This window comes from Desulfosalsimonas sp. (assembly GCF_046483245.1).
GTDB lineage: Bacteria > Desulfobacterota > Desulfobacteria > Desulfobacterales > Desulfosalsimonadaceae > Desulfosalsimonas.
The window spans coordinates 1-12,261 of sequence record NZ_JAWODO010000160.1; the positions used below are offsets into that span (position 1 = coordinate 1).

10 protein-coding genes are annotated in these 12,261 nt (G+C 52.9%); 9 read left to right on the forward strand and 1 reads right to left on the reverse strand.

The genetic code is table 11. The annotated features are described in order from the left end of the window. Nucleotides 1–278: 278 nt before the first annotated feature. From R6U41_RS13805 to R6U41_RS13815, 3 genes are read left to right on the forward strand one after another with little or no spacing between them, the layout of a single operon-like run. The gene (locus tag R6U41_RS13805; RefSeq protein ID WP_410270428.1) at nucleotides 279–1,850 is read left to right on the forward strand and encodes an ATP-binding protein; all 1,572 of its coding nucleotides are present in this window, start codon (nucleotides 279–281) and stop codon (nucleotides 1,848–1,850) included. Further along, nucleotides 1,843–3,192: a sigma-54-dependent transcriptional regulator gene (locus R6U41_RS13810; RefSeq protein ID WP_410270429.1), complete on the forward strand. Its 1,350-nt coding sequence runs from the start codon at nucleotides 1,843–1,845 to the stop codon at nucleotides 3,190–3,192. The genes R6U41_RS13805 and R6U41_RS13810 overlap by 8 nt, the downstream gene beginning before the upstream one ends. Then, on the forward strand, nucleotides 3,176–3,796 hold the full coding sequence (locus tag R6U41_RS13815) for a hypothetical protein (protein ID WP_410270430.1): 621 nt from the start codon (nucleotides 3,176–3,178) through the stop codon (nucleotides 3,794–3,796). Before R6U41_RS13810 ends, R6U41_RS13815 begins: the two co-directional genes overlap by 17 nt. Before the next feature lie 37 nt (nucleotides 3,797–3,833). On the opposite strand, the gene R6U41_RS13820 is transcribed toward R6U41_RS13815, so the two are convergent. Continuing rightward, entirely contained in the window at nucleotides 3,834–4,760 is a 927-nt protein-coding gene (locus tag R6U41_RS13820; RefSeq protein WP_410270431.1) for a glycine cleavage system protein H, read from the reverse strand. 877 nt (nucleotides 4,761–5,637) lie between these two features. Between R6U41_RS13820 and R6U41_RS13825 the strand changes: the two genes are divergently transcribed. From R6U41_RS13825 to tssK, 6 genes are all read left to right on the forward strand, one after another. Further along, nucleotides 5,638–5,775 carry a hypothetical protein gene (locus R6U41_RS13825; RefSeq protein WP_410270432.1) on the forward strand — a complete coding sequence of 46 codons (138 nt, stop codon included), beginning with the start codon at nucleotides 5,638–5,640 and terminating at the stop codon, nucleotides 5,773–5,775. A gap of 573 nt (nucleotides 5,776–6,348) precedes the next feature. Continuing rightward, complete coding sequence (locus R6U41_RS13830; RefSeq protein ID WP_410270433.1) at nucleotides 6,349–7,218, forward strand: cache domain-containing protein; 870 nt, start codon at nucleotides 6,349–6,351, stop codon at nucleotides 7,216–7,218. A gap of 3 nt (nucleotides 7,219–7,221) precedes the next feature. Next, nucleotides 7,222–8,556: a uracil-xanthine permease family protein gene (locus tag R6U41_RS13835; RefSeq protein ID WP_410270434.1), complete on the forward strand. Its 1,335-nt coding sequence runs from the start codon at nucleotides 7,222–7,224 to the stop codon at nucleotides 8,554–8,556. Between the two features lie 27 nt (nucleotides 8,557–8,583). Next, the gene (locus tag R6U41_RS13840; protein WP_410270435.1) at nucleotides 8,584–9,948 is read left to right on the forward strand and encodes a PP2C family protein-serine/threonine phosphatase; all 1,365 of its coding nucleotides are present in this window, start codon (nucleotides 8,584–8,586) and stop codon (nucleotides 9,946–9,948) included. Nucleotides 9,949–10,214: 266 nt separating this feature from the next. Next, complete coding sequence (gene tssJ, locus R6U41_RS13845) at nucleotides 10,215–10,817, forward strand: type VI secretion system lipoprotein TssJ (RefSeq protein WP_410270436.1); 603 nt, start codon at nucleotides 10,215–10,217, stop codon at nucleotides 10,815–10,817. Continuing rightward, nucleotides 10,814–12,208 (forward strand): type VI secretion system baseplate subunit TssK, encoded by a 1,395-nt coding sequence (tssK, locus tag R6U41_RS13850; RefSeq protein ID WP_410270437.1) that lies wholly within the window; start codon nucleotides 10,814–10,816, stop codon nucleotides 12,206–12,208. The genes tssJ and tssK overlap by 4 nt, the downstream gene beginning before the upstream one ends. Nucleotides 12,209–12,261: the final 53 nt, after the last annotated feature.

The window sequence follows — 12,261 nt, forward strand, 5'->3', positions numbered from 1 at the left end:
GTCCGACCAATGTGCTTGAGGCTTCGATCAACATTGTAGGAATTTCAGTCTATCCCGGCATCTACCGGATGACCCTATGCTTTTTCATGTTTATAATTATAAAATAGCCGGATTTTCTTTTTGTTCATTTTCGAAGCAATTGCCGGTCAATTTTCAGATCCTTTATAATCAGGGCTTTTTTCTGTTTTTACTTTTGGCACGAATTAAAAGAATTGACAGGCCAATTAAATTTTGACTTAAATTCAATTAAATAAGCGTTCCTTCGCCCGGAGGGAAAAATGATTTCGCCCACCCCTTCCACGCCGGACCCAAACCGGCCCCACCTGTCGATGGCCATTGTCGGCGGCGGCCGACGCTGTCTTTCGCTTCTGCATATGCTCCAGTCCGACGCGTTAAAGGACCTGAAGGTTAAAATCGTGGGAGTGGCGGATACGAACCCTGACGCGGCCGGCTACCGGCATGCGGAAACATCCGGTATATTCACGACCTCCGACTTTCACCGCTTGTTTCAAATCCCGAATCTGGACCTGATCATCAATCTTACCGGCAGCCCGGCGGTCACCCAGCAACTCATGGATTTTGCGCCCTCCGGCATCAGCGTGTTTCCCCACGCGGGTTCGCGCCTGTTCCAAGAAATTGTCGAAAAGGTACTCGGCGCTGCACGGCAGATCGACCAGCAGGCCGATGAAATTTCCCGGGCCCAGGCATTTGCCCGGGCAATCGCCCAGGCAACGATTGTGGGCGTGATTGTGCTGGACAGGGATTTCCGCATTGTCTGGATCAATGAAGCGGCCCTTCAGAATGCCGGCTTGACCCGGGAAGAAGCCCTGGGCCAATACTGCTTCCAAATATCCCATCAGCGGGTCACTCCCTGCACCGGCCCGGATGCGCCCTGCCCCATGCAGGAGACCCTGGAAACAGGCCAGGCAGCACATGCCATGCACGAGCACCGCAGCGCAGATGGACATTCCACCTATTGCGATATTTCAACATATCCCCTGTTTAACCGGGCAGGGGATGTGGTGGAGGTGGTGGAAATCATCCGGGACATCACCGAAGATCTCAATAAAAAATTTGAACAGCGAACCCGGGTGCTCAAGGAAAACCTGGCCCAGCTTGTGTATGAAGACAAGCTGGTGGCCCTGGGAAAGATGGTGGCCTCAGTTGCCCATGAGATCAATAACCCCATCAGTTCCATCATCAATTTCACGATGCTGGTATCGGAAACGCTCAAGGAAGGCCCGCCGGATCCCGCGCAAATGGAAAAACTGATCAAATACCTGGATCTGAGCCTGCGCGAAGCTCAACGATGCGGAAAAATTGTAAGCAACCTGCTTTCCTTTGCCCGGCAGCAGCCCATGGAACCGAAAATTATTGATTTGTGTGAAATCATGGAACGGGTGATCAACCTGCTTGGACACACCATGGAACTATCCAAAATCAGCCTGGACTGGAAATGTCAGGAATCCGCCCTTTACCTGCGAGCGGATTACAATCAGATCGAGCAGTGCCTGCTCAATCTGGTTTTCAATGCCATTGAGGCCATGCCCAACGGCGGACAGCTGACCATCAGCGCAGGGCTTGATCCGGCGAGCGAGCGAATCTGGTGCCAAATCACGGACCAGGGCGCGGGTATTTCCTCCCGGGATCTGCCCCATATCTATGAGCCCTTTTTTACCACCAAGAGTGAAAGTTCGGGTGTCGGCATGGGCCTTTCCATGGTCTACGGCATTATCCGGAAACACAAGGGGGAAATTACAGTGAACTCCGACGAAGGACGGGGCACAACTTTTGAAATCACCCTTCCTGCAGCGCAGAACGAACCCGCCGGGGGGAAAGGCAATGAATGACCTCAAAATCCTGGTTGTCGACGATGAAGAGGCCATGCGGGAATCCATGGCTGCATGGCTGGAGAAAAGCGGATACAGTGTCTCTTTGGCCCAAAACGGTCTTGATGCTTTGTCCTTGCTGTCCCGGGAGCCCTGTGATCTTGTGCTGCTGGACATTAAAATGCCGGGCATGGACGGGCACGAGCTTCTCCGGGAAATCCGGCAGCACCATCCGGATGCGATTATCGTCATGATCACGGCATACGGATCCATTGAATCCGCGATAACCGCCATGAAGGAGGGGGCCAGTGATTATCTGCGCAAGCCTTTTAACCCAAGGGACTTAATCCAGCTAATCGAAAAACTGGCAAAAGAAAAAGAAATGGCCGATGAATACCGACTGGCCCGGGATCGGCTCGCAGCATATGAAAACAAGGAATTCGGGGACCTGATCGGATGCTCTGAGCCGATGCAGTCCCTGTTTCACCAGATCGAGGAAGTGGCCCGGACGGACGTGCCCGTGCTGATTACAGGGGAAACCGGCACCGGCAAGGAACTGGTTGCCCGTGGGATCCATTCGTGCAGCAGCCGCGCTTCGCGTCCCTTTGTCGCCATCAATTGCGGGGCGGTTCCGGAACAACTGCTGGAAAGCGAGTTGTTCGGACATGAACGGGGCGCTTTCACCGACGCTGTGAAGGCCCGGGTCGGCCGCCTGGAAATGGCGGACCAAGGCACCCTTTTTCTCGACGAGGTGGGGGAAATATCGACCCAGATGCAGGTGAGCCTGCTGCGGGCGCTGGACGAAAAATCCTTTCTCCGGGTCGGCGGAAGCCGGGAGGTAAAAAGCGACTTTCGGCTCATCTGCGCCACCCACCGGGACATGCAGGCCTTGCTGAAAAGCGGTCAAATGCGAAGCGACTTTTTTTATCGCATCAGCGTGATGCCCATGCATATCCCCCCGTTGCGCGAACGCGGGGATGATATCATCCTGCTGGCCCGCCGGTTCCTGAAGCGGTTTTCCCACGAGATCGGAAGGCCTGTCGAGGATTTCACCCCGGCCGCTTACCGCCTGTTAAACCGCCACAACTGGACCGGCAATGTCCGGGAACTCATGAACGTTATTGAGCGGGCGGTCATGGTGGGCCGCGGACCGAAAATCGATGCCCCGGACCTTTCTTTTCTGGGGTCCAAGCCGGCAGTACAGAGCCCGGGGGCATCTTTGAGGGAGGTCGAGGCAAAGCATATTCGCCAGACCCTGGAAGACTGCGAATGGAACATCACCCGGGCCGCCGAAGTTCTGGAAATCGACCGCGGCACCCTAGCCCGGCATATGAAGAAACACGGAATTGTCAAACCCCGATAACTCGAAATACACCGTGTGGCAGGTTCCTGTGGAGCACAGATCCGGGCGCGAAGTAAAGCAGCTTTCCAAGCAGCGCCGCGTGGAGGTCGCTGCCCTGGGGCGAGTGGACCAACTGACTGTTTCTGTTGCCGCTGCCAACATTCAGGCGATTCTGGGACTTATGGCCAGGGCGGTCCCGCCGTGGCCGGATCCGGATTATGCGTTTTTGCCGGGGCGGGACCAATATAATGCCATCCCGATTCTAAAGGATTTAAGCCGCGATATAGAAGACGATACCCTGCGCCTGGGAATCATAAGCGCCGATCTGTGCCTGCCCTTTTTGAGTTTCGTCTACGGTGAGGCTCAGATTAACGGAAAAGCCGCCGTGCTTTCCCTGCATCGGCTCAGACGCGGTTCGGACGGAAAAACCGCACCTTCCGCACTTTTTCTCCAGCGGCTGGCCAAGGTGGCTGTTCACGAAACAGCCCATGTCATCGGCATGACCCATTGCCGCAAGCAAGGATGCATCATGTGCTTTTCCCTGGAACTCGAATCTCTCGATGCGCTGTCCATGGCATTCTGCCCGGAATGCGACCTGAACCGCAGACGGCGGGTTCGGACATAAAGCCCTGCTTTGCAGAGCAAACCGGCCTGCATCCGGATCAGGTGCGCAGAAACTTATGTTTCAGTTCATTCCAGTCCAGTTCCGGGAGGTGGCCGTAGATGTCGGGCACAGCCCGGCCGCCGGTAGCTGCCAGCGCATGTCCGGTTTCCTCTGTGATCATTGCCGCCAGCGCAGATACTTCCTGTTCCAGCCAGATGCTGCTTTCCTCGCCGAAATGGAGCTTTCGCAGGCGGCTGGTAAGATGAACCGGCTCCATTACCATCAGCCAGCCGGCATCAAAAGGCGACCAATCCGGAAACGAGTCTTTTTCCGAGGCCCTGGGATTTACCGCTACCACCATGCCTTCTATCGGGCACAGGCATTCGGCCCGCAGGCTGCCGCGAATCACCTCGCAGCAAATCTCTCCCTGGCGGATCGCCGTTCCCATGCCCGGCAGCACTATCTGATCAAACGGGCCGAACACACGGGCGGAAAAATCATCAAGACCCATGCGGACAAATCCGCCGTATTCCACCCGGGCCCATGTGTGGCCGGGATGGTAGTAATAATTCTCAGCCAAGGCAAACCCGCTGATGATTTTCTGCACCGAATGATCCTCGAGATCCGCCAGCGCCTCATCCTCTATCATTTGATTGTAGGAACAGTTATCGCATTGGTAATTGTTGATGCAGTACTTATAAGAAACCCTTCCAGAGAGCATATGGCGGCATTTCATCTCTTCGGCTTCCGTGCGGAACCGATCCGGAAAAACCCACCAGTCAACAGGGGCGCGGCCGTCGGTTAACCTGCCGCTGGCCACGTCTTTTTTCAGACGCCTATGCAGCGGGCAGCTCAGGCAATCAAATGCATTGATACACCGGGTCGGCTTGATTACGCCGGCCTTGCTCCATACGCAGATATCGCTGCTCATATCAAATACCGCCGGAGTCCTTGCGGAATGGCGGCTCTGTGTTTTCCTCTTCATGGGGCACCTCCTTTGTGTTTGAAATGAAAGTTGATTTTTGACATATAAAAGGGCAAGAAGGATGCCAATCCATCTGATTTCCGCATTTCTTTTCGTTTATTTTAACGTACTGAAAAAATAGAATAATCATCGTAAAACAAACGAAGGAATGGGCCCTGGCAATTTCGGGCAGCGCGGCGCATGTGATGCATTATCCACCAGGATTGTGCCAGCAATAAGGCTTGCCCCGGAGTTGACGGGGCATCAAAGGGATGCGGGGAATTCTGCAGCGCCATGCGGCACCCTGCAGCAGGCATGTAATCTTGTATCCGCATGCAGCAAAGTGCCGCATTTTTGGAGAAATATGAGTCGATATTAAGATAGTGCCCGAACGAAAACCAGGATTTTTCGTTAAGGTCCAGGACGGCGAAAATTTTAACCGCAGGAATACTCGACGTATTTTGAGGATTAAAATTTGAGCCGGCAAAACCGCCGGTTCGCAAACAGTTAAACTATACAATCTGTAGCCGCATCATTATTTTGTAATGAAAATATGCCAATAAAGTATACTGAAAAGGAGTTTATGAACCGGCACTGACATGGAGACAATCAGGGAAAAAATAAACGAGCTTCTGGCCAGGTACACGGTTTATTACACTTTTGAAAAAAAAGGATAGACAGGCTGTCAATCATTACTTTACAAAATATTTCTAAATAATATTTTGAAATTGACGATATGAATAAAAAAATATTGAAAAAAGGATTCAGGCAGGGCAAAAAGCCCAATGAGAGCATAAGGTTACAAACCTTTGGCTATAGAAAGCAGGGCAAGAAAAAGGCAAAAAACCCTGATCTTGTGAACCCTGCCGGAAAAAATCAAACACAAGGAGGGGGAAAAATGGGATTCCGCAGAAACCGTATCCGAAAAATCCGCCGGTTTTGGCAAACTGAGCGGAAAAACACCAATCGTGCCGATAAATGGCCGGCATGGAAAAAAGACGTCCAGGTGGCACGCTACGTCAGCCTGCTGAAGTAACGGCTACCCCGTAAGGAGTTGCTTTCCCGCATGCATGGGATGCGGCCCGGGGCCAATACCAAGCCCCGGACCGCATCTGATTCCGGATAGTTGTATGCCTGATTTACAGTCAGTCACAGCCCTGTTTGACAAACACAACCCCGTCTGTTTCAGCAAACTTTGCCCGGAAACGGCTGCGCCTGTTGAAAAATGATTGAATATCGTATCAGCAGTTGATAAATGCGGCTCTCAGAGCATTTTTCCGGCATAGAATTGATGAGCCTGTAAAAAGTCTTTTTTACAGGCAGTGTTAAGTTTTAAGTGATTAAGTGTTAAGTAAAATCAATAAGTTATTTGTTTATTGGTTGGCGGTTATCTCCGATTTGAGACTTTTTACGGTGCCATCAGAATTGATAAAGGCAACAAAGAGCCCTTGCGGTCTTTGGATTGCTTTTAACAGAAAATTTATCTGCATCAGGATACTCCGGCCATGAGCAGTTCATGCTAATCAAAAGCCTTTTCCCGCAAGCCGGCCTGATGGCTTCAAAAAAGCCCGGGCTTTGGCAGCTATCTGCAATATCAAAGATATTCTTTATGTTGCCGCTGCTCGCCTTGCTGCTTGTCCTGCCCGAAATTTCCGCAGCCGCCGAGGATACAGACGAGACCACCTACTATTACAAGCGGACAAAACGGGTCGTTTCCATGGTCAACAACGCGGCCGGGGTCCTTGAAGAAAAGGGGGATAAGGCCTTTGACGCGTTTGCGCAAAAGGATTCCCGGTGGTTTCAGGGAGAGATCTACCTGTTTATCTATACCATGAAAGGCGTCAATATTTTTCATCCCGTGCAGGAACAACTGGTGGGCCAGGATCTTTATGACATGAAAGATGTCAACGGCCGCCCGCTGATCCGGCTTCTCAGTGAAAAGGCGGAAAACGGCGGCGGCTGGGTGCATTATATGTGGACCCGGCCCGGGGAATTTATTCCCACCTGGAAAAGCGGATATGCCCGAAAAGCGGTCATGCCCGACGGGCGGGAGGTTTTTGTCGGCTCCGGTGTTTACAATATCCGCACGGAAAAAGAGTTTATCATCGAGATGGTCGATGATGCGGTTGAACTGATCCGGGAGAAAAAACAAGCGGCATTTGATGCGTTCCGCAGCGATGCCGGCCCGTTTTCCTTCCGGGATTCCTATATCCTTGTGTTTAAAGATGACGGCACGGCGGTGGTGGATCCCGCGTTTCCCTATCTTGAAGGCCGAAACCTGCTCAAATACGACATTATCAGAAAAATGATCAGCCGCATCAAGGGAAAAAAAAGCGCCTGGGTCTCCTACCGGCGGCCCAGGCCGGGTGATGTCAACCCTTCAAAAAAACTGGCCTATCTGCGGACAGTAACCGTCAACGGCGAACGCTACATTGTGGCTGCGGACTTTTTTCCGCCAAAGCCCATCTGGATGAGGTAATCCATGGCCAAACCGAGCTATCTGATATACGGGCGGGATGACAGCCCGTCTTTTTTGATCTGCCTGCTTTCCGGAATCCAGCATACCTTTGTCATGTCCAGCACCCTGATCCTGCCGGTTGTGGTGATCGGTGAAATCGGAGGCTCCCAGCTGGAAATCCAGCGGGTGGTGAGCATGACCATGATCGCCATCGGGATAACCACCATGCTCCAAAGCCTCCGGGGACGGATCGGGATGGGCCATCTCTGCCCCTACCTGGCCGGGGTGCCCTATTTTGCCGCTTCCATGCAGGCGGCCTGGGCCGGGGGGGTGGCCATGATGGCGGGCATGTTTGTCATTTCCGGTATGTTTGAATCTTTATTTTCACGCCTGGTAAAGCGGCTGCGGTTTCTTTTCCCCGCAGAGGTGACCGGGGTTGTGGTCATGATGGTGGGCATTGCACTCATCCCCCTTGGCGTGGCCAACTTCATGGGGATCAAAACCGCCGAGGCCCTATACGAAATTCCGGATATCATGGTCGGGGCCGTGACCCTGGCGGTCATGATGGGCCTCAGTGTCTGGGGCACCGGCAGGGTTCGGGTCTATTGCGTATTCATCGGGCTGATCATGGGTTATCTGGTGGCCTATACAGCGGACGTAATGACAATCTATGACATCAACAAGGTGACTGCCGCCAGGAGTTTCAAGCTGCCGGGCCTTCCGGAATACGGCTGGCAGTTTGATCCAAACCTGATTTTTCCCTTTATCATTGCTGCGTTGTGCACGAGCCTGAAAGCCATCGGTGATATGATCACCTGCCAGAAAATCAGCGATGATCAATGGAAACAACCGGATATGACCGGCATCAGCAACGGGCTTCTGGCCGGCGGTATCGGCACCACGCTTGCGGGTATACTGGGCGGCGTGGGCATCAGCACCAGTTCGAGCAATATCGGGGTTTCTGCGGCTACGGGCACCACCAGCCGGAAAATCGGGCTCTTTGCCGGCGGCCTGTTTGTGGCCTTTGCCTGCCTGCCCAAAATCACCGCGGTTTTCTCGGTGATGCCAAAACCGGTGATGGGCGCGGTTTTGATTTTTGTCACATGCTATATGATCACCGCCGGCATTCAGATTTTGCTGACCGTGGAAATGGATACCCAAAAAATTTTCGTCATCGGAGCCGCCATTATCTTCGGCTTAAGCGCCGATATTCTGCCGGACCTTTACAACTATATCCCGGCCTGGCTCAAGCCGATGTTCAGCTCCTCGCTGACATTGTCCACAGTGGTAGCCATCAGCCTCACACAGATCTTCCGGGTCGGCGATTATTTAAAAAGCAGGCTTTCGGCCAAACATTAATCTTCTGCGGCAAAAAGGCATATCCGTATGATTGATCTGATCACCGCCCTTCTCCCGAACGTCTGTGTCATTATGGTCTTTGCCTACATTCTGACCCGGACCCGGTTTTTCAATGAAATTTTAGAACAGCGCTTTACCCGGCAGAACCGGCTTATCCTGATCCTGGTATGCGGACTGTTTTCCATCTACGGCACCATCGGCGGCATGGAGATTCTGGGGGGCATCGCCAATATTCGCGATCTCGGCCCGGCCATTGCCGGTCTTCTGGCCGGGCCGGTGGTTGGCGTCGCAGCCGGGCTTATCGGCGGATTTCACCGGTTTTTCATGGGAGGATTCACGGCGGTTCCCTGTACTGTGGCAACGATTATCGCGGGCTTTCTGGGCGGGATCATATTTCTGCTGCGCAAAAAAAAGATCCCTTCTGTCTATACCGCGGCCGGCTTTGCCGCGGGTATGGAGGTTTTACACATGGGGCTGGTGCTTTTGCTGAGCCGTCCCTATGACGAGGCCGTTGCCATTGTCCGGGCCATCACCATCCCCATGATCGCTGCCAACGCCCTGGGCCTGGGTATTTTTTTCTTTATTGTCACCAATCTCATCTCTGAACTCAAAACCCGCTCTGAAAAAAACATGATCGAAGGGGAACTGCGGGGGGCCCGGGAGATCCAGATGAGCATCGTGCCCCGCATTTATCCGGCTTTCCCGGATCTGGACAAGATCGATTTGTGCGCAAAACTGGTGCCGGCCAAGGAAGTGGGCGGAGACCTCTATGATTATTACCTGCTGGATGAAAACAAAAATGAGCTGTTTTTCATGGTCGGCGATGTCTCGGACAAGGGCGTGCCGGCATCGCTTTTTATGATCATCACCATGACCCTGTTTAAAGCCAATGCTGCCGCCGGCGCTGATCTGACAAAAATCGTTGAGCGAGTCAACAATCAGTTGGCAGAAGACAACACCTCCAACATGTTTGTGACCCTGTTTTGCGGGGTAATGAACATTGCCAGCGGCGAAATCCGTTATGTCAATGCCGGCCACAACCCGCCGCTGATCATTCGCCGGGATCAGCAGCCGGAGTTTGTCGCCTCTACAGGGGACCTGGTCATGGGCGCCATGCCGGGTATTGATTACCATTCAAAGACCATGACCCTGCATCCCGGCGATACCCTTTTGATTTACACCGACGGGATCACCGAGGCCTTTAACCCGGCGCAGGAACTGTTTTCAGAACAACGGTTAATAAAGGCCGCCCGGGGTATCAATGCGCTGTCTGCGAGCCAGGGTGTGGATTCCATCCATGATGCAGTAACCCGGTTTGCCGCAGGTGCCACCCAGTCCGATGATCTAACGCTGCTTTTGCTGCGATACAAACCAGAGCCGGAGCAGGGATGAAAAATTTTACTAAATATTTTGTTCATCCGGCCGATACGATTTTGTAGACCCGTTTTTGTGGGTGTAAAACAAAATTGCTCTTTACAAACAAAAGGTACTATGAAATTTTTGCGCAGCTGTTTCCGGTGACTGACAAAATATCCGGTGCTTGCTGCAGGATGTGAACCCAGCAGCAGAAAAATGATACCAAGGCTTTTTTATGACGCATTTGCGGACACTGAAACAACCTGAAATTCGGGTTACACAATCGTATAAAATGGGCTTTGATGGACAGTTATTCTTGTCATAAGTATCTACCCGCCGGCTTTCGGGGCTACTGCCTTCTTCTGGCGGGCCTGCTGATGCTTTGTGTTGCATGCGGGGCCAAAAAGACCGACCCGCCCCCGGAGGTCAACTGGGATTTCAAGGCCGGCGCGGTTCAAATCACTTACCAGGCCTCCCCGGACCTCAACGAATACAACAATTCCCCCCACACCATGATCCTGATGGTCTACCAGCTAAACGAAGCCTCAGATTTCAAAAATTACATTCAAAGCCCCGACGGCATCAAACGCCTGTTAAACCTCTATGACCCGGACGAGCGAAAAACCGTTTCATTGAAAAACCTCGAAGAACTCCAGCGATTTGTGGTTTCCCCGGGCACAAAAAAGACCCTGACCCTTGACCGGGTCAAAGACGCCCGCTGGATCGGGCTGGTGGCCGGTTATTTCAACAGCCGGCCGGAATTTTGCAGTGCGGCTCTGCGCATACCCGTCAAACGAACCAAAGAAGGGCTGATCAGAAAAAAGATCAGTGTTGAACCCGCAGATCTGCATATCAATATCGAACTTGACGCCAACCAGATGCATACAAGCAGGGACGCTTCATGAAGTCAAAAAGTCCGTTATACTGGCATCAGGGCCTGTTTTTACAGCCCCATCATTTCCAGCAGTTCGATCAATACCAGCAGTCTTTGCTGCTTCCCCTGAAAGAACAACTCACCCCGTATTTCTGGGGCGTTATCGAAAACCGGATCAACAAGGATGCACTCAAAAACCAGACCCTCGAAATCAACCGGACGGATCTGATTTTCCCGGACGGTACCTGGGTGGAATTTCCCGGCAACAGCCTGCTTCAGTCCAGGTCCTTTGACCATGCCTGGGTGGAGGCGGACAAGCCGTTTACGGTATATCTGGGCCTGCGAAAACTCGACCCCAACACAGCCAACGCAGCGGTTTTAAACAACACCGATGAGGTCGGCAGTGCTGCGGCCCGGCTGGTGACCTTCAGGGAGGCCGGGGAGGTGGGCGACCTCTACACGGCCGGGCCCCGGGCAAGCGTTCCAACGCTTCAGTTTCTGCTGCGGATTTTCTGGGAAAATGAAATCACGGACTTAAACGATTACATGCTCATTCCCATTGCCCAGCTCTGGCGGGAAGGCGAAGACATTCTGGTGTCCGGACAGTTCGTGCCGCCGTGTCTTTCAGTGACCGGCTCAGACAGCCTTTTTAAAATGATCAAATCGGTCCGGGACCAGATCGCCTCCCGCTGCCGCCAGCTCCAGGAATACAAAAGCCCCAAGGAGATTCAGACCTCAAGCTTTGACACCGAATACATGGTCTATCTGCTGGCCCTGCGGTCTTTGAACCGGTATGCACCTTCCCTGTTTCACCTGCTTGAGGCACCAAATGTACATCCCTGGCAGGTATACGCCCTTTTCCGGCAGATCGTCGGAGAGCTAAGCTCCTTTTCAGACCGGATCAATGCCCTGGGCGAGACCGCCAATGATGTCAAGTTGATGCCCGCATACGACCACAGCGATTTAACCCGCTGTTTTTCCGATGCCACCACCCTGATCACCGAGTTGTTAAACGACATCATCATCGGTCCGGAACACATTATCCGGCTGGAAAGAGACGATATCGGCTTCAGGGGTGAAATTCCGCCCGAAGCCCTTGACCGGAGAAACGAATTTTACCTGGTGATCCGCAGCAAAACACAGGAATCGGCCCTGAAAAAAGCCCTTGCCAATATTGTCAAGATCTGCTCCGTGGATCATATGCCGACACTGATTTCAAGGGCACTGCCGGGTATTGCCCTGGAGCAGACCAAAATCCCGCCGCCGGGTCTGCCCAGACGGCCGGATTCCCAGTATTTCCGGATTGATCGCTCCGACGGACTCTGGCGTTACATTGAACGCAGCCAGAATATTCAGATTTACTGGGAAAATCCTCCGGAGGATCTGTTCGCGGAAATCGTTGTCCTGCAAAAGCAGTCCTGACCGGCTGCGTTTGTCCGGTTTTCCAATCAATTTAATTTTCGGGATGACTGCCC